The 24,969-nt window shown below is 32.3% G+C and carries 25 protein-coding genes and 2 pseudogenes; 26 read left to right on the forward strand and 1 reads right to left on the reverse strand.

Annotated features, from left to right (window positions below):
* Nucleotides 1-36: 36 nt before the first annotated feature.
* From cbiB to RCG18_RS11125, 25 genes and pseudogenes are all read left to right on the forward strand, one after another.
* Nucleotides 37-990, forward strand: a complete 954-nt coding sequence (cbiB, locus tag RCG18_RS11005) for an adenosylcobinamide-phosphate synthase CbiB (RefSeq protein ID WP_308042004.1) — start codon at nucleotides 37-39, stop codon at nucleotides 988-990.
* A gap of 74 nt (nucleotides 991-1,064) precedes the next feature.
* Entirely contained in the window at nucleotides 1,065-2,171 is a 1,107-nt protein-coding gene (locus RCG18_RS11010; RefSeq protein ID WP_308041337.1) for a histidinol-phosphate transaminase, read from the forward strand.
* Between the two features lie 30 nt (nucleotides 2,172-2,201).
* Nucleotides 2,202-2,921, forward strand: coding sequence for an energy-coupling factor ABC transporter permease (locus RCG18_RS11015; protein WP_308041338.1), 720 nt, complete (start codon nucleotides 2,202-2,204; stop codon nucleotides 2,919-2,921).
* A 4-nt stretch (nucleotides 2,922-2,925) separates the two neighbouring features.
* The gene (locus tag RCG18_RS11020) at nucleotides 2,926-3,225 is read left to right on the forward strand and encodes an energy-coupling factor ABC transporter substrate-binding protein (RefSeq protein ID WP_308041339.1); all 300 of its coding nucleotides are present in this window, start codon (nucleotides 2,926-2,928) and stop codon (nucleotides 3,223-3,225) included.
* Nucleotides 3,188-3,910: a cobalt ECF transporter T component CbiQ gene (gene cbiQ, locus RCG18_RS11025; RefSeq protein ID WP_374119075.1), complete on the forward strand. Its 723-nt coding sequence runs from the start codon at nucleotides 3,188-3,190 to the stop codon at nucleotides 3,908-3,910. Before RCG18_RS11020 ends, cbiQ begins: the two co-directional genes overlap by 38 nt.
* A gap of 135 nt (nucleotides 3,911-4,045) precedes the next feature.
* On the forward strand, nucleotides 4,046-5,242 hold the full coding sequence (gene hemA / locus RCG18_RS11030) for a glutamyl-tRNA reductase (protein WP_308041340.1): 1,197 nt from the start codon (nucleotides 4,046-4,048) through the stop codon (nucleotides 5,240-5,242).
* The gene (locus tag RCG18_RS11035; protein ID WP_308041341.1) at nucleotides 5,200-5,622 is read left to right on the forward strand and encodes an NAD(P)-dependent oxidoreductase; all 423 of its coding nucleotides are present in this window, start codon (nucleotides 5,200-5,202) and stop codon (nucleotides 5,620-5,622) included. The genes hemA and RCG18_RS11035 overlap by 43 nt, the downstream gene beginning before the upstream one ends.
* Before the next feature lie 262 nt (nucleotides 5,623-5,884).
* On the forward strand, nucleotides 5,885-6,757 hold the full coding sequence (hemC, locus tag RCG18_RS11040; protein ID WP_308041342.1) for a hydroxymethylbilane synthase: 873 nt from the start codon (nucleotides 5,885-5,887) through the stop codon (nucleotides 6,755-6,757).
* Between the two features lie 12 nt (nucleotides 6,758-6,769).
* Nucleotides 6,770-8,227, forward strand: a complete 1,458-nt coding sequence (gene cobA / locus RCG18_RS11045) for a uroporphyrinogen-III C-methyltransferase (RefSeq protein ID WP_308041343.1) — start codon at nucleotides 6,770-6,772, stop codon at nucleotides 8,225-8,227.
* 40 nt (nucleotides 8,228-8,267) lie between these two features.
* Nucleotides 8,268-9,239 carry a porphobilinogen synthase gene (hemB, locus tag RCG18_RS11050; protein WP_308041344.1) on the forward strand — a complete coding sequence of 324 codons (972 nt, stop codon included), beginning with the start codon at nucleotides 8,268-8,270 and terminating at the stop codon, nucleotides 9,237-9,239.
* An 18-nt stretch (nucleotides 9,240-9,257) separates the two neighbouring features.
* Nucleotides 9,258-10,525: pseudogene (hemL, locus tag RCG18_RS11055) on the forward strand (glutamate-1-semialdehyde 2,1-aminomutase).
* 92 nt (nucleotides 10,526-10,617) lie between these two features.
* Complete coding sequence (locus RCG18_RS11060) at nucleotides 10,618-11,946, forward strand: cobyrinate a,c-diamide synthase (RefSeq protein ID WP_308041345.1); 1,329 nt, start codon at nucleotides 10,618-10,620, stop codon at nucleotides 11,944-11,946.
* A gap of 45 nt (nucleotides 11,947-11,991) precedes the next feature.
* Nucleotides 11,992-13,071, forward strand: coding sequence for a nicotinate-nucleotide--dimethylbenzimidazole phosphoribosyltransferase (cobT, locus tag RCG18_RS11065; RefSeq protein ID WP_308041346.1), 1,080 nt, complete (start codon nucleotides 11,992-11,994; stop codon nucleotides 13,069-13,071).
* A gap of 19 nt (nucleotides 13,072-13,090) precedes the next feature.
* Complete coding sequence (locus RCG18_RS11070; protein ID WP_308041347.1) at nucleotides 13,091-13,714, forward strand: precorrin-8X methylmutase; 624 nt, start codon at nucleotides 13,091-13,093, stop codon at nucleotides 13,712-13,714.
* A 329-nt stretch (nucleotides 13,715-14,043) separates the two neighbouring features.
* Nucleotides 14,044-15,120: a cobalt-precorrin-5B (C(1))-methyltransferase CbiD gene (gene cbiD / locus RCG18_RS11075; protein ID WP_308041348.1), complete on the forward strand. Its 1,077-nt coding sequence runs from the start codon at nucleotides 14,044-14,046 to the stop codon at nucleotides 15,118-15,120.
* Nucleotides 15,121-15,407: 287 nt separating this feature from the next.
* On the forward strand, nucleotides 15,408-16,028 hold the full coding sequence (cbiE, locus tag RCG18_RS11080; protein WP_308041349.1) for a precorrin-6y C5,15-methyltransferase (decarboxylating) subunit CbiE: 621 nt from the start codon (nucleotides 15,408-15,410) through the stop codon (nucleotides 16,026-16,028).
* Between the two features lie 47 nt (nucleotides 16,029-16,075).
* The gene (cbiT, locus tag RCG18_RS11085) at nucleotides 16,076-16,639 is read left to right on the forward strand and encodes a precorrin-6Y C5,15-methyltransferase (decarboxylating) subunit CbiT (RefSeq protein WP_308041350.1); all 564 of its coding nucleotides are present in this window, start codon (nucleotides 16,076-16,078) and stop codon (nucleotides 16,637-16,639) included.
* A 31-nt stretch (nucleotides 16,640-16,670) separates the two neighbouring features.
* Nucleotides 16,671-17,357, forward strand: a complete 687-nt coding sequence (locus tag RCG18_RS11090) for a cobalt-factor II C(20)-methyltransferase (RefSeq protein ID WP_308041351.1) — start codon at nucleotides 16,671-16,673, stop codon at nucleotides 17,355-17,357.
* A gap of 32 nt (nucleotides 17,358-17,389) precedes the next feature.
* Entirely contained in the window at nucleotides 17,390-18,166 is a 777-nt protein-coding gene (gene cobM / locus RCG18_RS11095; RefSeq protein WP_308041352.1) for a precorrin-4 C(11)-methyltransferase, read from the forward strand.
* On the forward strand, nucleotides 18,147-19,181 hold the full coding sequence (cbiG, locus tag RCG18_RS11100) for a cobalt-precorrin 5A hydrolase (protein ID WP_308041353.1): 1,035 nt from the start codon (nucleotides 18,147-18,149) through the stop codon (nucleotides 19,179-19,181). Before cobM ends, cbiG begins: the two co-directional genes overlap by 20 nt.
* Before the next feature lie 27 nt (nucleotides 19,182-19,208).
* A complete protein-coding gene (cobJ, locus tag RCG18_RS11105; protein ID WP_308042006.1) occupies nucleotides 19,209-19,925 on the forward strand; it encodes a precorrin-3B C(17)-methyltransferase in 717 nt (238 codons plus the stop codon).
* Between the two features lie 75 nt (nucleotides 19,926-20,000).
* Nucleotides 20,001-20,783, forward strand: a complete 783-nt coding sequence (locus tag RCG18_RS11110; protein WP_308041354.1) for a sirohydrochlorin cobaltochelatase — start codon at nucleotides 20,001-20,003, stop codon at nucleotides 20,781-20,783.
* Between the two features lie 18 nt (nucleotides 20,784-20,801).
* Complete coding sequence (locus RCG18_RS11115; protein ID WP_308041355.1) at nucleotides 20,802-21,575, forward strand: cobalt-precorrin-6A reductase; 774 nt, start codon at nucleotides 20,802-20,804, stop codon at nucleotides 21,573-21,575.
* A 90-nt stretch (nucleotides 21,576-21,665) separates the two neighbouring features.
* Nucleotides 21,666-22,502, forward strand: a complete 837-nt coding sequence (locus tag RCG18_RS11120; protein WP_308041356.1) for a kinase — start codon at nucleotides 21,666-21,668, stop codon at nucleotides 22,500-22,502.
* 26 nt (nucleotides 22,503-22,528) lie between these two features.
* Nucleotides 22,529-23,049 (forward strand): annotated as a pseudogene (locus RCG18_RS11125) (cob(I)yrinic acid a,c-diamide adenosyltransferase).
* 24 nt (nucleotides 23,050-23,073) lie between these two features.
* Here RCG18_RS11125 and metA read toward each other — a convergent pair.
* Nucleotides 23,074-23,991 (reverse strand): homoserine O-succinyltransferase, encoded by a 918-nt coding sequence (metA, locus tag RCG18_RS11130; protein WP_308041357.1) that lies wholly within the window; start codon nucleotides 23,989-23,991, stop codon nucleotides 23,074-23,076.
* Nucleotides 23,992-24,224: 233 nt separating this feature from the next.
* Between metA and RCG18_RS11135 the strand changes: the two genes are divergently transcribed.
* On the forward strand, nucleotides 24,225-24,926 hold the full coding sequence (locus RCG18_RS11135; RefSeq protein ID WP_308041358.1) for an FTR1 family protein: 702 nt from the start codon (nucleotides 24,225-24,227) through the stop codon (nucleotides 24,924-24,926).
* Nucleotides 24,927-24,969: the final 43 nt, after the last annotated feature.

The raw sequence follows: 24,969 nt of genomic DNA on the forward strand, positions 1-24,969 counted from the left end.
TTTTTGAGGTGAGAAATTTTGATTACATCTTTCCTTATGACAAATGTTTTAGACATATTGTTAGCCATACTAATAGATTGGGTAATTGGGGACCCTCATTGGTTTCCACATCCAGTTATTTACATAGGCAAACTCATAGCTTATTTAGAAAAAAAGGGAAGAAAGCTGTGCAAAACTGACGCTGGTATTAAAGCTTTTGGAGGCCTTATTGTAGTAGTAGTAGCACTCGTAAGTTTTATCATTCCATTTTTTATACTTACTATAACAAAACATATTTTATGGTTATATCATGTTTTAAATATAATGATAATATGGACTACCCTTGCGGCTAAGTGCTTGAGCAGTGAAGCTAAAAAAGTATATTATGCATTAAGGAACAATGACTTAGAAGATGCCAGAATCAAACTTTCATATATAGTTGGAAGAGATACTAAAAGTCTTGGTGATAAAGAAATAATAAGAGCAGATGTAGAGACGGTAGCAGAAAATGCAGCAGATGGAGTAATTGCTCCGTTATTCTATGCCATAATTGGCGGAGCTCCTTTAGCAATGATGTATAAAGGAATTAATACAATGGACTCAATGCTTGGATATATGAATGAAAAGTATAAACACATTGGATTCTTTCCAGCAAAGATAGATGATGTATTTAACTTTATACCTGCTAGGCTTACAGGGATACTTATCTGTATAGTTGCTTTTATTGTAAAGGGAAATCCAATTGAAAGTTTTAAAATAATGATGAGAGATAGAAAAAATCATAAAAGTCCTAATTGTGCTTATCCAGAAGGAGCTGCTGCAGGAGCCATGAGAGTACAACTTGGAGGTACAAATATTTATTTTGGAGAAGTTGTATACAAACCAACTATTGGAGACAAGAAGCTCGACCTAAGTTTTGAGCATATAAATGACTGTATAAAACTTATGTATGGTGCAGAAGCACTTATGGCTGCAATGTATATACTAGGAATGCTAATGATTAAAGTTTAGTTATCAATAAATAAATATCTGTTAATTATAGTAAAACGTATAATACTAAAATAAACATACAGGAAGTGATTACATTGGAACATGGAGGAGATGTTTATACAGAAGGTCTGCTTAAAGGAAAAAAACTAATTGATTTTAGTTCGAATATAAATCCTCTTGGGGTGCCAAAAAGCTTTAAAAATCACATTGAAGAAGCTTTGGCCTCTGTGGAGAGATATCCGGACATACAGTATAGGAAGCTGAAAGGTTATATTGTAGATTATATAAAATTTAGCAAAGATTATTTTGGAAATGAGTTAACTCATATAGGAACGGTAGACTCAAAATTATATGAAGATAGTATAGTACTAGGAAACGGAGCAGCAGAGATTATAGATTTGTCAATAAGCTGCTTCAAAAGTGTATGTTTGACGGTGCCATCCTTTGTAGAGTATGAAAAAAGCGCTCTAAAATGGGGATGTGATATAAAGTACTCCTTTTTAACAAAGGATTTAGAGTATGATTATGATGATATATATTTAAAGCTTAAGGAAACAGAGGCTTTAGTTATAGGAAATCCTAATAATCCCAATGGTTCAGTAATAGACAGGAATAAATTTAAAGAAATTATGGATTATTGTGAGAAGAATAATAAAAAAATTATTATTGATGAGGCTTTTATTGAATTCACAGGAAAAAGAGGATTTAGTTTTTTAAAAGAAGCGGAAAGTTATAGTTGTATATTTATAATAAAGGCTTTAACAAAATTTTATGCTATGCCTGGAATAAGGCTAGGTTATGGAATATCAGCAGATAAGGAAATGATAAAAAAAATAGAAAGTAAACAAAACCCATGGAATGTAAATTGCTTTGCTGAAATTGCAGCAAAATATTCTTTGAGTGACAAGGAATATATAGAAAAGTCATTGGAGTGGGTTGAAGTAGAAAGAGAATTCATCACTGAAGAGCTGAAAAGTATGGATTTTATTGAAAGGGTATACAATACATATAGTAATTTTATTTTGTGTAAGCTTCAAGAATTAGATTGTAATAGTTTATATAATCTATGCTTAAACAAAGGAGTCGTTATAAGAAAATGTGATAACTTCATGGGATTGGACAAAGATTATGTAAGGTTTGCTATAAAAGATAGAGCATGTAATGAACTGCTTATAAAAACCTTAAGATCATTAAAAATTTAAATTAATTATCAAAAATATGGGGGAATATAAATGAAGAAAAAATATACGATACTTATGACCCTAGCATTAATTATAAGCTTAACGACTAGCGTATATGCAATGCATATATCAGAAGGATTTTTACCACCGTTATGGTGTGGTGTATATTTTGTTTTATCTATACCTTTTATTATTGTGGGATTAAAGCACATAAAAAAGAAAACTGCCAAAAACAAGGATATAAAGATGCTTCTAGGACTTGTAGCTGCTTACGCTTTTATACTATCAGCCATGAAGATACCATCTGTTACAGGAAGTTGTTCACATCCTACAGGAACAGGTCTTGGAGCAATATTGTTCGGACCTTTTGTAATGTCAGTTATAGGGCTTTTGGTTCTTATATTTCAGGCTCTGCTCTTAGCACATGGAGGAATAACTACGTTAGGATCCAATGTATTCTCAATGGGAATTATAGGACCAATAGTATCTTATTTAATTTTTAAGGCTGTTAAAGGAAAAAATAAAAAAATAGCTGTATTTTTAGCAGCAATGTTTGGAGATTTAGCAACTTATCTAACTACATCTATACAATTAGGCTTAGCTTTTCCTGCTAAGACTGGAGGAATTTTAATATCCTTTGTAAAGTTTTTCTCTATATTTGCAATAACTCAAATACCACTTGCTATAATTGAAGGTATTTTAACAGTAGTAATATTCGAATTCATAGAAAATTACTCATCTAAAGAATTAAAGGATCTAAGTGAGGTGTAGTGTATTGAAGAAAAAAAATATTTTACTAATCCTTTTATGTATAGTTTTAATGAGTTTATCATTTCTTATTGGAAGCATGAGAGGCGGAAGCTTTGGAGGAGCAGATGAAAAAATAGAAACTACTATAAATGAGGTAAACAAAGATTATAAACCTTGGGCTAGCAGCGTGTGGCAGCCGCCGTCAGGTGAAATAGAAAGTTTTCTTTTTGCACTTCAAGCTGCTATAGGTGCAGGTTTTATAGGATATTACATAGGAAGGAAGAAAAATGCTAAAGCTGATAATGGCACTGTCAAAAATCAATAGGCTTTCAGATATACATCCTGCTGAAAAAGTATTGCTCAGTATATTTCCTATTGTAGCAATAGGTTTTTCACACAGCGCTGCTCCGATAATATTAAACATAATAGTTTTCATAATATTACATGCATATAGTAAAAATAATAGAAAGATAGTAACAAAGTTTACGCTGGAAATAGGGGCTTTTGCTGCTTTTTCTTCTATAACTTTTATATTTGATTATGGATTAAGCTATTGTGGTATTATTTTGCTTAAAAGCTTATCAGCAGGCTTGTGTTTATCCTTTTTTTCTTTAACCACCCCAATAGATGATGTTTTATTAATATTATCTAAGCATAATTGGCTAAAAGATTTATGTGATATAACGAAGAGTATGGAAAGATTTTTAGTAGTAATAGATGAAGAATACTATATACTTTATAATTCAATAAAATCTAGAGGTGGATTTGATGGATTTAAATTAAGGATTAGAAATACAGGAAAAATGGCAGGTTTGTTATTTATAAATACAATGAATAGATGGAAAAGTATAAAAGATGGAATCGATAGTAGAGGATATAGAGGATATACTCCATACTTAGCAAAGGAATTTAATTTTTCATTTTTTAGATTAGGAGCTGTATGTTTATATACTGTAGCACTGACACTAGCGATTTATACATTTAATAATAGTCTTATATTGTTTAAGTAGATATATTACAAGTTTAACTAGGTTAGGCATCTTCAAAAAATAACTAGTCGGTATACTAGTATATTTGACTTGTTATTTTATTTCAGATGCCTTATAAGAGCTTTTAATTATAGTAGATTTAATGGAGATGGTGAAATGATACAACTTATAGGCTTGAAAAGTGATGTTAAATTGGAAGTGAGAGAGAAATTTTCAATAATACAAAAACGTTGTGAAGATTATGTAAGAAGATTAAATGAGGTTTGTAATGAGGTTGTAATAATAAGCACCTGCAATAGAACAGAGATATATTTTAATTCTGATAGAGACGATGAGAGTATAGTAAATGATATTTTTGAAGTATTGAATTGGAATAAAGATTTAGTTAGCTACACTTTTCATTACAAGGGAAAAGAAGTTGTAAGGCATATCATGGATGTGGTATGTGGATTTCAATCTCTAATTTTAGGTGAAGATCAAATTTTAGGCCAGGTCAAAGATGCTTATGAAACAGCTTTGCAGGCTAAGTCTATCAATAAGGAATTACAGAGACTTTTTCAATCTGCTGTAACCTGTGGAAAAGAATTCAGAACTGAATCAAGTCTTTATAAAATACCTGTTTCCTCTTCATCAATAGCGGTGGCTGAAAGTCGAAAACATGGTGCAAAAAAATTTATGATATTAGGTTTTGGTGAAGTTGGTCAACTAACAGCTAAATATATTTTATCTGGTTCTTTTGAAGTGCTTTATATAGCTGTTAGAAATCCTAATGTTGTTAACATAGAAGATAAAAGAGTAAAAGTTATTTCTTTTGAAGATAGAATAAAGTATTACGAAGAGGTTGATTCAATAATATCCTGTACTTCAGCGCCTCACTGTGTAATAAAGAAAGATAACTTACCACAAAAACCGTTACTTATCTTCGATTTAGCCGTTCCAAGAGATGTAGAGATAGAGGTTCAGTGTTTAGATAATATAATATTATATGATATTGATAAGGTTAGCTCTATTGATGATGAGAACAGAAGAAAAAGAAAAGAAATAATGGAGAATAATAGGTCTATTTTAGATAAATACATTAATGAGTTTATCCAATGGCAAAAAATACAGGATATTTCTCCGGAAATAGTTAAGCTTAAAAAGTGCGGAGAAAGAGTTTACAAAGAAAGATTTAAAACTTTTAAAAACAAAAGAAATACAAAAGATGCTGATAAGCTTGCAGAAATACTTCTGAAAAGTACGTCAGATGCTTTTATTAACAGGGCAATAGATGTATTGAAAGAAGAGCAGTTAAAGGGGCGTGTAGACGATTGTATGAGAATAATAAAGAAGATATTTTACGTGGTAGAATAGACTATACAATGGTATCATTAATATCCCCAAAAATAAACGTGCTTATCATAGGAGGCGGAAGAGCAGCGTTAACTAAGGCTAGAACTTTTGTTAAAAAAGGCTGCAGAGTATGGGTAATTTCAAAAGAGTTTACTCAGGAATTTAATGAACTAAGCTGTTACCCAAATTTAAAATGTATTAAGGGCGAATATAGTAAGCAATACATAAGCGATAAGCATATAGTAATAATTGCTACTAACTGCGAAGAGACAAACCAAAATATAAGAAATCACTGTGAAGAATTTTATAAAATATATATAGATTGCAGCATGCCCAAAAGGGGCTATGTATCACAACTTGTCAAAGAAGTACTAAAAATATTACCTTTGGAATTAATATAAATGACTTCAGTCCTAAAACTTCAGTTTTTTTAGCTGATAAGATAAAAAATCAATTAGAAAAATATGATGATTTTGTGACATTTACAGCTTTTATAAGAAACAGTATAAAGGATTTTGAAAATAAGAATGAAATAATGAATTTTATATGCTCTGAGGATTTCCTATTCTTTTACAACAAGGGGATGGCAAAGAGTGTATTTCAAATGTTTTACCCAAATACTCAATTGTTTAAGGACTAACAAATAAAAAGGTGGGATTAATTTTGAAGCTAAGAATTGCAACCCGTAGAAGTAGGTTGGCCCAGGTTCAAACAGAAAGCATAATGAAGCTTTTAAAAGAAAACTATAATATAGATAGTGAAAAACTTCTTATAGAGACTATTGGGGATAAAAGACTTGATGTAGCATTGAACAAGATAGGTGGAAAAGGCCTTTTTGTTAAAGAAATTGAAATGGCTCTTTTTGAAGAAGAAGCGGACGCAGCAGTTCACAGTATGAAAGATGTACCATTTGAAGTGCCTGAGATGTTTGAAATAGCTGCGATACCTGTAAGAGAAGATGTAAGAGATGTATTTGTTTCTATGAATGGAGTATATTTTACAGAATTACGAAAAGGAGCAAGAGTAGGTACAAGTAGTAATAGGAGAGCTGCTCAACTTAAGCTTTTAAGACCAGACTTGGAGATAGTGCCTATAAGAGGAAATGTTCAAACTAGAATAGATAAGATAGAAAGAGAAAATCTTGATGGAATAATACTAGCAGCTGCAGGTCTTAAGAGGTTGAATATGGAAAATATAATTACTGATTATTTTGCAGTAGATGGGATAATTCCAGCAGTAGGTCAGGGAGCTCTAGGAATTGAAGTTAAGAAAAATAGCATAAATGGAGAAGTGTTTAAAAAGCTCGAATGTAAAGAAGCTAGAATATGTGTAGAGGCAGAAAGAAGTTTTATGAGAACCTTAGGTGGAGATTGCCATGCGACTATAGGGGCCTATGCAGAATTAGAAGGAAATATAATGAATATAATAGGTATATTTCAAGTGGGACAGAAACTGATTAAGAAAGATATAAGCGGAAACAAAGAAAATTATATAGATCTAGGTAAACAATTGGCCGAAAAAATATTGAATGCATAGGAGGAACTAAAAATGGGAAAGGTTTATCTTATTGGAGCTGGACCTGGGGACGAAGAGCTTATAACCTTAAAAGCAATTAGAAAATTGGAAGAATGTACTGCAGTAATGTATGATAGATTGTCAGGTACAGGTGTTTTAAAATATTTAAATGAAAAGTGTAAGATATATTATTGTGGAAAAGAACCAGGATGTCATTATAAAACTCAAGATGAAATAAATGAAATGTTAGTTCAATTGGCTATAGAAGGCCATATTGTTGGAAGAATTAAGGGTGGGGACCCGTACATATTTGGCAGAGGCGGAGAAGAAGCCTTAAGACTTATAGAAGAAAACATAGAGTTTGAAGTTGTACCTGGAATTACTTCTCCAATATCCGTACTAAACTATGGAGGAATACCTGTAACTCATAGAAAAATAGCGCAAAGTTTTCATGTATTCACAGGAAAGAGCGCTGCAAAATTAAATATAAATTGGGATGCAGCGGCACATATAGGGGGAACTCTTATATTTTTAATGGGCTTTGAAAGTCTAGGAGTAATTTCTGAAAATCTAATAAAATGTGGAATGAATGAAAATACACCATGTGCAGTAGTAATGAGAGGAACTACTGCTAGACAGAGAAAAGTAGTTAGTACTTTAAAGGACATACAGGAAAGAGCTGTAGAAGCAGGATTATATTCACCATGTATCATAGTTGTAGGTGAAGTGGTTAAGTTTAATAATGAATTAAATTGGTATGAGAAAAAACCTCTATTTGGAAGAAATATATGCATCACACGCTCAAAGGAGCAATCTGGCGAGATAAGAGAAAGATTAATAGATTTAGGTGCACAGGTTACAGAAATAAATTCAATAAAAATAAAGTTTACTTCAGAAAATATGAATGAGTATTTAGATAAACTTCCAAATTATGATTACATAGTTTTTACAAGTGTTAATGGAGTAAACAGCTTCTTTGATCAGTTAGTTGACAAAGACTACGATATAAGAAGAATAAATGTAACTTTTGCGGCTATAGGTCCTGCTACAGAAAAGGCTATTAAGGCAAGAGGAATCATTCCTAAAATTGTAGCAGAAAAGTTTGTAGCTGAAAGCTTATTTGATAAAATGAAAAATTTTGTAAAGCCAGGTGACAAGGTATTTCTACCAAGATCAAAACAAGCAAGACCTTATCTAGCAGATGTATTAAAAGAAGCTGGATGTATAGTAGATGAATGCTACACATATGAAACGGTAATAGGTGATTTGATTGATAAAAGCTGTTTTGAAGATGTAGACACAGTGGTATTTACTAGTCCTACTACAGTAAGAAATATGATTGAACTTGTAGGATTAGACTCTATAAAAGAAAGAAATGTTATTTCTATAGGGCCTATAACAGGTAATGAGTTAGAGAAACATGGAATAAGTTATTCAGTTTGTAGTGAGTATACAACTGATGGAGTTATTAATGAGCTAATCAAAAAATAAAATTTAAATGATTAAAAAAATAGAAAAGAGGTAATTTATTATGTTTAGAAGACACAGAAGACTTAGACAAAACGAAGTTGTAAGATCTATGGTGAGAGAAACTATAGTTGATCCATCAGATTTTATATATCCTTTATTTGCAGTAGAAGGAACAAATATTAAAAGAGAAATTTCATCTCTACCAGGAAACTATCATCTCTCTGTAGACAGATTACAAGAAGTAGTAGAAGAAATGAAAGAAGTAGGAGTTAAAAGTGTAATATTATTTGGAATTCCTGAGCATAAAGATGAATGTGGAAGCGGAGCTTATGATGAGAATGGAATAATACAAAAGGCTATAAGAAAAATAAAAGAAATTGATAAGAATATCTATATTATTACAGATGTTTGCATGTGTGAATACACAAGTCACGGACATTGTGGAATAATTCATGGTGAAGATGTAGATAATGATGAAACTTTAGAATACATAGCTAAAATATCATTATCTCATGCTAAGGCAGGAGCAGATATGATAGCACCTTCTGATATGATGGATGGAAGAATAGATGCTATAAGAACAATTTTAGATGAGAATGGATATAAGAACATTCCTATTATGGCTTATAGTGCTAAGTATTGTTCAGCTTTCTATGGTCCTTTTAGAGAAGCAGCAGATTCAGCTCCTCAATTTGGAGACAGAAAAACTTATCAAATGGACCCAGCTAATTCAAGAGAGGCTATGCTTGAGATTGAGGATGACATAGATGAGGGAGCAGATATTATAATGGTTAAGCCAGCAATGCCTTATTTAGATGTAATAAGAATGGCTAGAGATAGATTTGATGTACCAATAGCTGCTTATAATGTAAGTGGTGAATATGCTATGGTTAAAGCTGCAGCTAAAGCAGGCCTTATAGATGAAAAGAGAGTTGCTTTAGAGATGTTAACATCAATAAAGAGAGCAGGAGCAAAAATGATTATAACTTATTATGCTATAGAAGCAGCTAGATGGATTAGAGAGCAAATGTAATTTACGGAGGCGAAAATAATGTCAAGTTTAGATATATTTAATGAGTCCAATATATATATGCCAGGTGGAGTTAACAGTCCAGTTAGAGCATACGTAGGATTAGAGACAAAACCACCTGTAATTAAAAAAGGAGTAGGAGCTCACATATTCGATGAAGATGGAAAAGAATATGTAGATTTCATTGGTGCATGGGGTCCTATGATACTTGGACACTGTGATGAAGATGTAGTAAAAGCAATAAAAGACACAGCAGAAAATGCTATAGCTTTTGGAGCACCTACAGAGCTTGAATTAAAATTAGCTAAACATATCTGTACTACAATAGACAATGTAGACATGATAAGAATGGTAAACTCAGGTACAGAAGCTACTATGAGTGCTATAAAGCTTGCAAGAGGATGTACTAAGAGAGATAAAATCATAAAATTCGCAGGTTGTTACCATGGACACTTTGATGGATTCTTAGTAGAAGCTGGTTCAGGAGTGCTTACAGCAAACATACCAGGTTCACCAGGAGTACCAAAGGGAAGTATAGCAAATACACTAATAGCTCAATACAATGACATTGAAAGCGTAAAAGAGCTTTTTGAAAAATACGGTGACGATATAGCAGCAGTTATTATTGAGCCAATAGCAGGGAACATGGGTGTTGTGCCAGCTCATAAGAAATTCCTAGAAGATTTAAGAGAAATCTGTACAAAATATGGAACTATCTTAATATTCGATGAGGTTATGACTGGATTTAGAGTTGCTTACAAAGGAGCACAAAGCTTATATGGAGTAAAGCCTGATTTATCAACTTTCGCTAAGATTATGGGCGGCGGACTTCCATCAGGTGCTTACGGTGGAAGAAGAGACTTAATGGAACAGCTAGCACCTATGGGACCGGTTTATCAGGCAGGAACTATGTCTGGAAACCCACTAGTTATGGCAGCTGGATATGCAACACTTACAAAGCTTCACAGCAATCCACACTACTATGAGTACATGGATAAAATAGCTGAAAAACTTCAAAAGGAGCAGAAGAAGTAGCTAAGGAAAAAGGCCTTCCATTAATTATAAACAGACGTGTAAACATGATGACAATGTTTATTAACGAAGGCGGAGAGGTTGCTAACTTCAAACAAGCAAAAGCTAGTGATACTAAATTATACGGAAGATTCTTCGAACACATGCTAAAAGGTGGAATGTTTATGTCACCAGCACAGTTTGAAGCTATGTTCATAGGTGTAAAACACACTGAAGAAGACATAGAGAAATTTGTAGACCTAATGAGAAAATTTTAGTTTAGGCATCTGAAAGAAAATAGACTAGTATACTGACTAGTTATTTTCTTAAAGATGCCACAGAAAAATACTGCGGAAAGAGGCGATTTGGTTTGAAAAGCTTAGTCATATCCTCGAATAGCAGTGGTGGAGGAAAAACTACAATAACACTAGGACTTATGAAAGCTTTGATGAAGAAAGGCTTTGATGTTCAAGGATACAAAGTAGGACCAGATTATATTGATCCAGCTTTCCACAGTTATATAACAGGAAAACCTTCAAGAAACTTAGACTTGTACCTTATGGGAGAAGAGGGGGTAAAGGCCTCCTTTTCTAGAGGTACAGGAGACATTGGAGTAGTAGAAGGAGTTATGGGTTTTTATGATGGCAAGGGAATAGACTCGATGTATTCTACTGCACATGTATCCAAGGTTTTAAACCTTCCAGTACTGCTTATCATAACACCAAAAGCACAGAGTACTACACTGTGTGCTGAAATTAATGGAATATTAAGTTTTGAAAAAAATAATATTGTTGGAGTTGTATTTAATAGTATTAGTGAAAGCTACTACAAGTTATTAAAGGCTGCAGTTGAAAAAAATTGCAACACTAAGGTTTTTGGGTATGTGCCTAAAGATGAAAAGCTTGCATTAAAGAGCAGACATTTAGGCCTTGTTCAAAGCAGCGAAATAGAGGATTTAAATGAGAAAATAGAGTTATGCAGTGAATTAATATTAAAACATGTTAATGTAGAAGAATTATTAAAATATTTTAAGGAAACAGAAAAGTACAGGGATAACTTTCATATTGAAAATAAAAGTATACGAATAGCGGTACCTTATGACAAAGCATTTAGCTTTTATTATAGGGAAAATATTGAGCTTTTAGAAGAAGCAGGAGAAGTTATCTATTTTAGTCCACTAAAGGATAGAGAATTACCGGAAAATATAGACTTTTTGTACATAGGTGGAGGCTATCCTGAAGTATTTATAAAAGAATTAAGCAACAATAAATCTATGCTTAGAAGCATAAGAGAAAGATTGGAAAATGGACTAGGTTGTTATGCTGAATGTGGTGGATTAATGTATCTTACCAGTGGCATAGAAGACACAGATAGTAAAAATGTATTTGAAGCAGTAGGTTTTTTAACAGGACATGCTTATATGACTAAAAAACTTCAGAACTTTGGATATGCAAAGCTGAAGGTTGAAAAAGAAAATGGTGTTTTGCCTACTGGGTTAGAAATAAACTGTCACGAGTTTCATAAGTCCTATGTAAGTTTAGAAGAAGAAAAAATTTACGGTTTAATAAAAGAGGCTTATGATGGCTCCCTAAAAACATGGAATTGTGGATATATAAAAAATAACACATTAGGGGCCTATGGACATGTTCATTTCTTTGGAAATATGAAAATGATTAAAAGTTTATTAGATAGATTTTAGAATTGGCACTTATTGTTGTGTTAGGATAAGCAAAGGGGGAGAAGCATGGGAATGCTACTTGAAGAAACCTTGAAACATATAGAATCAGCAGATAAAGAGGCTATTGAAAAAGCATGGAATAGATTGGACAACCTTACTAAGCCTATAGGAAGCTTAGGTGAATTAGAAGAAATAGCTGCAAAAATGGCTGGTATTACAGGAAAAATTCATAATAAAATAAATAAGAAAACTGTAGTAATAATGTGTGCCGATAATGGTGTTTATGAAGAAGGAGTGAGCAACAATACACAAGATACAACAGTAACAGTTACTAATAACTTTACTAAAGGTATAACTGGTGTATGTGTTTTAGCTAAACATGTAAATGCGGATATTACTGTTGTAGATATTGGGGTAAAGGAAGACTTTAATCATCCTAAAATAATAAATAAAAAAGTAATGTATGGTACTAACAATATCGCTAAAGAGCCTGCAATGACAAGAGAACAAGCAATTCAAGCAATAGAGGTCGGAATAGAAATTGTAGATAACTTAGTAAAGGATGGTTACAATCTTTTAGGTACAGGTGAAATGGGAGTTGGTAACACTACTACCAGTGCAGCAGTTTTTAGTGTGTTATCAGGAATTTCCCCAGAGGTTGTAGTAGGAAAAGGTTCGGGACTTACAGAAGAACAATTAATAAGAAAAAAAAGTGTAGTTCAAAGAGCAATAGAAACAAACAGTCCTGATAGAGATGATATTATAGATATTTTATCGAAGGTTGGAGGGTTAGATATTGCCGGCCTTTGTGGATGTTTTTTAGGAGCAGCTAAAAATAGGATCCCAATTGTAATTGATGGATTTATATCTTCAGCTGCAGCGCTATGTGCACATAAATTAAATAATAATGTCAGAGATTTTATATTCCCTTCCCATCTTTCAGCAGAACCGGGAGCTGCATATATGATGCAGGAACTTGAATTAAATCCAATGCTTAATTTACGAATGAGACTTGGAGAGGGAAGTGGATGTCCTCTAGCATTTAATATTATTGAAGCTGCATTATGTGCTATGGACAACATGGCAACTTTTGAAGAGGCGGCTTTAAACAAAGAATGTTATGTAGATATTAGGGAAAAGAAGTAGTGATAAAAGGGAGAAAGATATGATGGATTACATAAAGGTTCCTATGGATATAGAAAAAAAGAGCTTTGAGATAATTGGAGAAGAAATGGGTGAGCATAATTTCTCTGAGGAAGAGCTTCTTATAATTAAAAGAGTTATACATACTACTGCAGATTTTGAATTAAAGAATTTAACATATATCAGAGATGGAGCTATAGCTAATGCCTTGGAGCTTCTAAGAAAAGGAGTAACTATATACACAGATACTAATATGGCTGCATCAGGAATAAACAAAGGGGCATTAAACAAATTAAATTGTAAAGTAGAGTGCTTTGTATCTAGAGAAGACATAGCACAAATAGCTAAAGAAAAAGGAATAACTCGCTCTATGGCAGCTGTAGAAAAAGCTGTAGAGGAAGGTGTAGAATTCTTTGTATTTGGAAATGCACCTACAGCATTATTTAAGCTTAAAGAGTTAACCTTAGAAGGGAAAGCTAATCCTAAGTTTATAATTGGTGCGCCAGTTGGATTTGTAGGAGCAGCTGAGTCAAAAGAGGAAATAGAGAAGTTAGAAATTCCTATGATTACTGTAAGAGGAAGAAAAGGTGGAAGCAATATAGCTGCCGCAATTGTAAATGCTCTTATGTATATGATCACTAGATAGTATAGGGAGCAAGACCGAAAGGTAACTTACGCTTCGGTCTATGTTTCCAAGCTTCAGTACGTTAAAAACTTTTAGTCAGTCTAATGCTCGAATTTTAGAAAACCTAAGAACCTTCGATAAACTCGCTATGCTCAAACACATCTAAGGTTCTAAGATTTTCTTAAAATTCTCCGCTAAGACTGACGCAAAGTTTTTAAATCTACCTTCAGCTTTGGAAACATATCCCTTCGCATAAGTTACCTTTCTAGTTAGTTTCCTTATATCTAGTATATTTACTTAATATTTTAGATACATAGGAAAAAAATCTCTTGGAGATAGAAGGTGAAAATATGCTAGATATGTATGTAAATTGTGATGGAAAAAGATTAAGATGCGGATATACGACAGGCTCTTGTGCAGCAGGAGCAGCTAAGGCGGCTACTTCTATGCTATATTTTGGTGAAAACTTAAAGGAAATAAATATAGATACTCCAAAAGGAATAAAACTTACACTTCCAATAGAGAAGATTGAAAAGGGACAGAACTATGTGGAATGTTGTGTCATAAAAGATGGTGGAGATGATCCAGATGCTACTCATGGGTTAGAGATATGGGCAAGAGCGGAAAAAAAAGATTCTGGTTATAGCCTAAAAGGTGGTAAAGGAGTAGGAGTAGTTTGTAGTGAGGGTCTTTATGTAAAAAAAGGAGAACCTGCTATAAATCCAGTGCCAAGGTCTATGATTGAGAAGGAAGTAAAAGAAGTTCTGCCAAAGGAAATGGGTATTGAAATAACTATATTTGTACCCAAAGGCGAAGATATAGCTAAGAAGACCTTTAATCCGAGACTTAATATACAAGGTGGAATATCTATCCTTGGAACTACAGGGATAGTAATGCCTATGTCTGAAGAGGCACTAATAAAATCTGTAGAGCTTGAGGTGAATCAGAAAATAGCTCAAGGATGTGAGGATCTCATACTCTTATTTGGTAATATGGGAGAAAACATGGCAAATAAGCTGGAGCTAGATAAGAGTAAAATGGTCATAATGTCTAACTATGTTGGATTTACTTTAAATTGCTGCATGGATAAAAAAATTAATAAAATATTGATGGTAGGGCATATAGGTAAGCTTTGTAAAATCGCTTCAGGATGTTTCAATACTCACAGTAGGGTTTGTGACGTAAGATTGGAAACTTTAGCTTTAGAGTTGGCTTTGATGGGGGCTAATAAGGAACTTGTGCGAAAGGTATACAATGAAGAAACTACTGAAGGAGCTGTAAAACTTCTTGGAGATGGGTATGAGGAGCTATACAGAAATATAGGAGTTAAGGTTAAACAGAGAATTGAACAGTTTACATATAACACTATAAAGGCAGATGTAATTATGTACTCAATGGAACGAGGAGTACTTTATAGTAGTGTGTAGAGGTAAAAGGCCGAAAGTTAACTTATACCCCGGGCTATGTTTCCAAGCTTCAGTCCGTTAAAAACTTTTAGTCAGTCTAAAGCTTGTGTTTTAGACGACCTAAGAACTTAGATAAACTCGCTTAGCTCAAACACTATCTAAGGTTCTAAGGTTGTCTTAAAACCCTTCACTAAGACTGACACAAAGTTTTTAAATCTACCTTCAGCTTTGTAAACATATCCCTTTGTATAAGTTAACTTTCTGGTTAGAAACTTTATAAATAAACAAATAAGGGGTTATAAGGTAATATGAATGGGAAAGTTTATGTTGTTGGAATAGGACCTGGTAGTAAAGAGTATATACTGCCTAAGGCAATAGATACTCTTAGCAAATGTGATTTAATTGTAGGTTTTAAAAGAGCTGTTGAAAGCTTAGAGTTCATAGATGTAAATAAGATTATTGTAAGTAAGATTGCTGAGGTAATTGACATTATTAATTGTGATAAATACAAAAGTATAGGTATTGCAGCTTCAGGAGATCCACTTTTTTATGGAATAACAGATTATATAAAGAAAAATTATTCGCAAGATATAGAAGTAATTCCAGGACTAAGTTCTTTTCAGTATATGATGGCTAAGCTAGAGAAGAGTTGGCATGGAGGTTTTTTAGGAAGCCTTCACGGTAGAGAACAAAATTTTTATCAAATTGTAGAAGAAAATAAAATTTCCATATGGCTAACTGACAGCAAGCATTCACCGTCTTATATGTGTAGCGTGCTAAAAGAAAAAAATATTAGAGCAAACATACATGTAGGGCAAAATCTTTCTTATGAGGATGAGAAAATTATTGTTGGAAGCATAGAAGAAATAGAGAAAATGGAATTTGACGGTTTATGTGTAGCTGTTATTGAAAATTTAAATATAGAATAAAAATTAAATTAAATATCTGTATTTAAAATATAGAGGAGAATAGGTTTATGAACTATATAAAGGATGAGGAATTTATAAGAGGGAACTGTCCTATGACTAAGGAGGAAGTTAGAGTCTTAAGCGCTGCAAAGCTTCAGCTTGAAGACTATTATAGAGTTCTGGACATTGGAGCAGGAACCGGTTCAGTAAGTATACAAATAGCTAATATATGTTCAAATGGTGAAGTAGTTGCTATAGAAAAAGATGAAGAAGCATTAGAGATTATAGAAAAAAATAAGAATAAGTTTAATGCAGGTAATCTAGAAGTAGTTAGAGGAGAAGCACTAGCTGTTGAAGAAAATATATATGGTATGTTTGATGCCATATTCATTGGAGGCAGCGGCGGCAATATAGAAGATATAATTATGCGTTACCATTTAAAATTAAAAAATGGGTGTAACATGGTTCTGAATTTTATTACTCTAGATAACTTACATAAAGCTATGAATACATTAAAAGACTTAAATTATGAAATTGAGTGTGTTCAAGTTTCAGTTAATAAAATCAAAGGCAAAAGCTATATGATGGTTGCAAACAATAGTATATTTATTTTAACTGGAAAAAAGATGTAGAATAAAAAGTACGTAGAAGGATGTGAAATGTTTGGATAGTAATTCTGTTAAATTAGGGACTTTATACGGTATAGGAGTTGGTCCAGGAGATGAAGAACTACTGACTTTAAAAGCTGTAAATGTTATAAAAAAGTGCGATGTAGTAGTTGCTCCATCTGCCAAAGAAGGTGGAAGTAGTATAGCTCTAGAGACAGCTAAAAATTTTATAAGCGAAGATAAAGAAGTTATTGTAAAGCACTTTCCAATGGGTGGAGCAGAGCAGGAAGAGAAAATATATAAGGCATTTAAAACTATAGAGGAAAAACTTAAAGATGGAAAAGATGTAGCTTTTTTAACTATAGGAGATCCATTTGTATACAGTACGTACATATATCTTTTAAAATACATAAAAGAACAAGGATATAGCACAGAGACAGTACCAGGGATTACATCCTTTTGTGCAAGTGCAAGCTTAGCTGGAGAAAACATCGTTATAGGTGATGAAAGAGTATTAATAATGCCAGCAACACAAGTTGATGAAATAAAGGATGAAAAGTTTGTAGTTATAATGAAATTATATAAACTTGAAGAGAAGGTATTAAATACTCTTGAAGAAAAAGGTTTTAGATATGTATATGTAAAAAGAGCATATAGAGAAGGTCAGCAGGTAATTAGGGATAGAGAAGAGATATTAAAAAATAGAGATTATATGTCACTTATCCTAGCACAAAGGGATTAAAGCATCTTAAATTATAAAAAGGAGAGACTTATATGGAGAATATAGTATATTTCATAGGAGCAGGGCCAGGAGATCCAGACTTAATAACAGTTAAAGGTAGAAAGATATTATCCGAAGCAGATGTAATAATATATGCAGGTTCACTGGTAAGCAAAGAACATTTCGAATATTGTAAAGGAAATGTAGAGATACATAATTCAGCGTCAATGACATTACAAGAGGTTATTGATGTGATAGTAAAATCTCACAATGAAAATAAAAAAATAGTAAGACTTCATACAGGAGACCCAGCTATATACGGAGCTATAAAAGAGCAAATGGATGAGCTTGAAAAGTTTAACATACCATATGAGGTTGTTCCAGGAGTAAGTTCATTTACAGCTGCTGCAGCGGCAATTAAAAAAGAATTCACACTTCCAAATGTAAGTCAAACAATTATACTTACAAGAATGGAAGGAAGAACTCCAGTACCTGAAAAGGAAGACTTGGAAAGATTAGCAGGCATAGGAGCTTCTATGGCTTTATTCCTATCAGTTGGTATGATAGATAAGGTTGTAGAAAAGCTAAGAAAAGGTTATGGAAGAAATGTTCCTGTAGCAGTTATACAAAGAGCAACTTGGGGAGATGAAAAGTATGTTATAGGAACTCTTGATGACATTGCGGAAAAAGTTAAAGAAGAAAACATAACTAAAACTGCTCAAATACTTGTGGGAGATTTCATAAACTGTGAGTATGATAAGAGCTTATTATATCATGAAAATTTCACTCATATGTTCAGAAAGGGAAAAGATGAAAATAGCAGTAATTAGTGTTACGAAATCTGGAGATGTTATTGCGGAAAAGCTTAAAAGTTCTTTGGATATAGAACTGTATTCTAAAGAACTAATAAAGAACTTCAGCCTTAAAGAAATTACTGAAAAACTTATGAAAGAATATAAAGCAATAATATTTATAAGTTCTACAGGCATAGCTGTAAGAGCAATAGCAGAATACATAAAATCAAAGGATAAGGATCCAGCTATAGTAGTTGTAGATAGTTCCAGCAACTTTGCGATAAGTCTTTTAAGTGGGCACTTAGGTGGTGCCAATGAATTGACTTTGCAGGTAGCAAAAATCTTAAATAGCATACCTGTTATTACAACTGCTACGGATAACTTAGGAGTTGAAGCTCCAGATATAATCGCTAAAAATAATGATTTAATAATCGATAACCTAAAAGATGCGAAACAAATTGCTGCATTACTTGTTAATAAAGAAAAAGTAGGATTTATAGATTTAAAATCAAAAATTTCTTTACCGAAAGGATATACAGAAAATTTTGACGGGGTAAAGGGATTGGTTTATGTCACACATAATCTAAATGAAGATGTTTATGAATTGAATAATATAGAGAAAAATAACAAGCTTAATGAAAAAGTAAAAGGAATTGATGCTCTTAAACTTATAAGAAAAGATATTGTACTTGGTATAGGCTGTAGAAAGAATTTTGAGCCTGAAAAAATGAGAGATACAGTTGAAAAACTGCTAAAGGAAAAGAATATAGATAAAAGAGCAGTGAAATTCATTGGAACTGTAGAAATAAAAAAGGATGAAGAAGCTATACTAAAGCTTAGTGAGCATCTAGGCTGTAAAGTAAAAATATTTTCTATAGAAGAATTAAAAGAGACTCAACATAAATATGAAGGTAGTAATTTTGTAGAAAAAACAATAGGGGTACGCGCAGTATGTGAACCCTGTGTTGAGTTAATGGGAGCAAGATTAGTTTCAGAAAAAATAAAAGCTAATGGAATGACTGTGTGTATAGGAGAGTTAGATACTTTCTAAATGTATGTAGAAAAGGATGTGTTAATATTGGGTAAGCTTTATGTTATAGGAATTGGTCCTGGAGGACTTGATCATATGACCTTAAAAGCAGTAAAAGCGCTTGAGGAAAGTGATGTTATAGTAGGATATACAAAATATATAGAGTTTATAAAACCTTTAGTTAAAGATAAGCCTGTAGTTTCTACAGGAATGCGTGGAGAAGTAGAAAGATGTAAGCAAGCATTAGAATTAGCTAAGGATAAAATAGTATCAATAGTAAGCACTGGAGATGCTGGAATATATGGTATGGCTGGACTTATTTTAGAGATGAGAAAAGATGAAGATGTAGAAGTTATTCCAGGGGTTACAGCATCTTCAGCGGCAGCTTCAGTAGTTGGAGCACCTCTTATGCATGATAATTGCAATATAAGTTTAAGTGACCTTATGACGCCATATGAACTTATAAAGAAAAGAGTGGAATTAGCTGCAGAAGGAGACTTTATAATTTCTCTTTATAACCCTAAAAGTCACGGAAGACCTTTATATTTGCAAGAGTGCATGGATATTATAAAAAAGTACAGACAAGGGAATACTCCAGTGGCAGTAGTTAAAAATGCATTAAGGGATGGACAGGAAACTACATTATTTACAATGGATTCTTTTGATGATAGCGAAGTAGATATGTTTTCAATAGTAATAATAGGAAACAGCAAAAGCTTTATAAAAGACGGAAAATTCATAACGCCTAGAGGATATAGCGTATAGAGAATCCTAGGACCACTACATAAAAAGTTCAAGTAATTATGAGGTGAAATTGATGAGTAAAGCAAAAAAGGTATATTGGTAGCAAGTTTTGGAACAAGTATTATGGAAACCTTTAAGGCGTGTATCGAATCTACAGAAAATAGAATAAAAGAGTGTTTTCCTGAATACGAGATAAGAAGAGCATTTACTTCTGGCATGATTATGAAAAAGCTAAAGGAAGAAATGGATCTTCATATAGATAATGTTGAAGAAGCTTTAGAAAAAATGAAAAATGATGGTTTTACAGAGGTATATGTACAGCCTCTACACATTATGCCTGGGGACGAGTATGATAAGGTAGTACGCCAGGTCAATAAATATATAGATTCCTTTGATAGGCTAGTTTTAGGAAGACCTATATTGTATAGAGAGAAAGACTATAGGGTAGCTATAGATGCTTTAAAAACTCAGTTTCCAGAAATGAGAGAAAACACTGCTGTAGTGCTTATGGGGCACGGTTCTACACATCATGCTAATTCATGTTATGCACAACTGCAATGTATGTTGAATGATGCTGAATTGGGAACTATATATGTTGCAACGGTTGAGGGATATCCTACATTAGAAAGCATAATTCCAAAGCTTAAAGAAGAAAACATTAAAGAAGTTACTTTGATGCCATATATGCTTGTTGCAGGAGATCATGCTATTAATGATATGGCTGGAGATGAAGAGGATTCATGGAAAAGTCAATTGGAAGAACAGGACATAAATCCGCATGTATACCTTCATGGATTAGGTGAAAATAAAGCATACCAAGATATATATGTACAGCATATTAGAGATTGTATAGATGGCAATCCTTTAATGGCTGAATAACAAGTTGGTGGTTAAGAAATGATAGGATTAATTCTTGGAACTTCAGAGGGAAGAAAAATTCTTTCCTTATTAAACAATTATACAGAAGATATTTTAGTGTCCACAGCAACAGAATATGGTGGTGAAATTTTAAAAGACTACAAATATTCATATTTAAATACTAATCCGTTAGATTCAGAAGGGCTAGTAAAGTTGTTTAAGGAGAAAAATGTAAATTTATTAGTAGATGCTTCTCATCCTTATGCTTTAGAAATTAGTAAAAATGCTATGAAGGCTTGCGAAGTTCTTGGTATAGAATATTTGAGGTATGAAAGACCTTCATGTATTGATAAATTTAGAAAAGAAGAGAAAATTATAGAATTAAAAGATTATGAAGAACTTTATGATAAGCTAAAAAATATTAAAGGAAATATTTTAAATACCACAGGAAGTAGAAATTTAGACAAGATCCTTTCTATGAATCTGAAAAATAGAATTATTCATAGAGTTTTACCATCAGCAAAGGTTATGCAGGAATGCATTAATAAGGGCTTAGATGCAGGAGATATAATTGCAATGAAGGGTCCTGTAAGCTATGAACTAAATTGTGCTTTTATTAAGGAATACAAAGCACAGGCAATTATTCTTAAAGATAGTGGTATTCAAGGTGGTACTGAAGAAAAGCTTAGAGCTTGTGTTGATAATAATATTTATGGATTTATTATAGGAAGACAAACAACAAAATATAATAATATCTTTTATGATACAGAAGATTTGGTTAACTACTTATTAGATAGAGTGAAACTAAAGTAAGATTAGTCATCTGATATGATTAGTACTATTTTAATAAGCTTAAGATACTTAAAAACTTAAGCTATCAAAGAGTAAAGGGTGTTAGATTTTATGGAGTTTACAATAAGTTATCCAGGAAGTTTTGGGGAAGTACTACAAGGAAAAGTGAAGGATAAAGATCTTCTATTGTCTTGCCCTGTAGATATATATACAAAAGTAAAGGTTTTTGAGTGTAACAATATACAAAAAAAATATAATAACAAAAAATCCGCAGACTTTCTTAAAAATATTTTAGAGTTATGGGGTTATGGCCAGTATTATAATACTATAGATATAGAAATAAACTCTAAAATACCTTATGGAAAAGGACTTGCTAGTAGCACTGCAGATTTATGTGGAGTATATTATTGTCTGCTCAAAATGTTTAATAAAGAGTTTAACGAAACAGAGCTTATAGAACAGTGTATAAAAATAGAGCCAACAGACAGCATAATATTTAAAGAGATGACTTTATTTGATTATAAAAAAGGCTTATATAAAAAACAGATGGGAGAATACATCCCTTATAATATACTAGCCTTTGAAGGAAATAAGATTGTAGATACCGTAGAATTTAATAGCAAAAAGCTTCCGACCTTAAGTGATGTAGATGATTTAATTCCAGTCTTAGAAGAGGCTATAAGAGAAAAAAACTTAAAAAAGCTGGCCTATGTTTCTACGGAAAGTATAATAAGAAATCAAAAAAGACTTTATTATGATTTTTTAGAGCAAATTATTGATATAAAAGATAAAACCCATGGTTTAGGTATAATAGGAGCTCACAGCGGAAATGTGTTGGGCATTATATATGAAGATAAAGAAAAACTCAATTATGCAAAGGAATTTACTCAAAATGTACCAAACTGTAAAGTATATTCAGTCAATACTTTAAATTCTATTGAAATATAAATTTTGCTATTATTAATAAGGAGGGCATTATTATGGAAAAAGGATATATTCAAGTTTATACTGGTAACGGAAAAGGAAAAACCACTTGTGCTTTAGGGTTATCTCTTAGAGCAGTTTGCGCAGGGAAAAAGGTTTTTTTGGACAATTTACTAAGGGAATGAAGTATAGCGAATTAAATGCACCTGATTATTTACCAAACTTTACATTAGAACAGTTTGGTAGAGATGTATTTATACTTGGAAACCCAACAAAAGCAGATAAAGAAGTTGCAAGGAAAGGTTTGCAAAAAGCAGAAGAAGTTTTAACTTCTGGTGAGTATGATGTTGTAGTTTTAGATGAAATAAATATTGCATTGTTTTATGAGCTTTTTTCAGTAGACGAAGTTATAGAAATTTTAGATAGAAAAGCTGAAAAAACAGAAGTAATTCTCACAGGAAGATATGCAAATGAGAGAATTATAGAGAAGGCAGATTTAGTTACAGAAATGAAAGAAATTAAGCACTACTATACTCAAGGTGTCCCAGCAAGAAAAGGAATAGAAGACTAAAAAAAGAGGGTTTTGAACCCTCTTTTATTCTATTTCGTGTAAGTTAAACGGAGTTTCCTGGTAAACGTAATAGTTAAGCCAATTTGAGAATAGCAGGTTAGCGTGGGATCTCCATTTTACTACTGGATGTTTTGTAGGATCATCTTGAGGATAATAATTCTTAGGAACCTTTATATCAAGGCCTTTTGCTATATCTCGGTCATATTCTGATTTTAGAGTTAGAGGATCATATTCTGAGTGTCCGCTGACAAAGATCTGCCTTCCTCCCTTTGCCGAAATTATGTAAACCCCTGATTCTTCTGATTCAGCTAATAAAGTTAGTTCTTTATTCTTTTCTATATCCTCTTTTCTTACCTCTGTATGCCTTGAGTGAGGTACAAAAAATTCATCATCAAAACCTCTTAATAATTTTACATTGTTTTTAGTAGCTGAATGAGAAAACACTCCAAATATTTTTTCATTTAGTTCGTATTTTGGTATATTATAATGATAATATAAAGCAGATTGCGCACTCCAACATATGTGTAAGGTTGAATATACGTTATGTATGCTCCATTCCATTATTTCTTTAAGCTCATTCCAATAATCTACTTCTTCAAACTTCATATGCTCTACAGGAGCACCTGTAATGATTAAACCATCAAATTTTTGATCCTTTACTTCATCAAAGCTTTTATAAAATGTCATTAAATGCTCTTCTGAAGTATTTTTAGATATATGAGTCTTAGGATTTAATAGTTCAACTTCAACTTGCAATGGAGTATTTCCAAGAAGTCTTAATAATTGAGTTTCTGTAGTAATTTTAGTAGGCATAAGATTCAATATAGCAATCTTCAAAGGCCTTATATCTTGATGAAAAGCTCTATTTTCTGTCATTACAAATATATTTTCGTTATTTAAAATCTTAACTGCCGGTAAATTATCTTGTATTTTTATAGGCATAAAGTTCACCCCCCAAGTACTTAGTGTCATTTTACTTTAAAGTTTTAAGGTTGATTATACCATAAGGAAGTTAAAATTTAAATAACACTTGATTAAATATTCAGAAAAGGAAAGATATAGAACACTAAGCATAAAGAGCACAATGGTTTTACTTTTTTGTGTAACATTTTAGCTATTTCTGCTTATTATGTAACAAAGAATATTTAAAAATTTTTAAACTAGGGGGTGAAAAAATGGTTACTACTATGATTATTGCTTTTAGGGAAAGTTTTGAAATGCTGCTGGTTATTGTTCCGCTCTTAGTATATCTTTCTAAGATAAATAGAGAAGACTTGAAGAAGTATTTGTATGCTGGTTCAGGTAGTGGAGTTGCTTTAAGTGTATTAACTGGGGTAATTATATTCAATCAAGCTAAGTCTATAGATGCAGCAGTACAGCATATATTCCAAGGAGCTATGATGCTATTTTTGGCAGCTTTGATATTATACAGCATAGTTCTTTTAAGAAAGCAAAGTAAAGCTATACCAACTAAAGAAGAAGATAATGTGAATGTAAAGATTACAGCTGTAAGTTTATTTACACTTGCATTTTTGACAATATTTAGAGAAAGCTTGGAAATAACTATTTTTACTTTACCTTTTATAAATGAAGCAGCTACAAATATAGCAATTGGTATAATATTAGGAGCTTTGATTTCAATTGTTTTAATGTATCTTGTGTACAAGCAAACTCTAAAACTTAGCATAGAATTAATATTTAATGCACTAACAATAATTTTAATACTAATAGGTGCTTTGATGTTTGGAGAAGGGCTTGCAGAGTTAATGCCTTCTATGGGAGAGTCAATTGAAAGAGCAGGAGAGCTAATCTATGCTATTCCAACTCTTTATATATTTTTGAAGGATATGATGAAAAAGTATATTAAAAAGTTATAATTAACTGTAGAAAATATAAAAGCATAGTATATCTTGTACAAGT

Origin of the sequence: Clostridium sp. OS1-26 (assembly GCF_030915445.1) — a bacterium.
Lineage (GTDB): Bacteria > Bacillota > Clostridia > Clostridiales > Clostridiaceae > Clostridium_AM.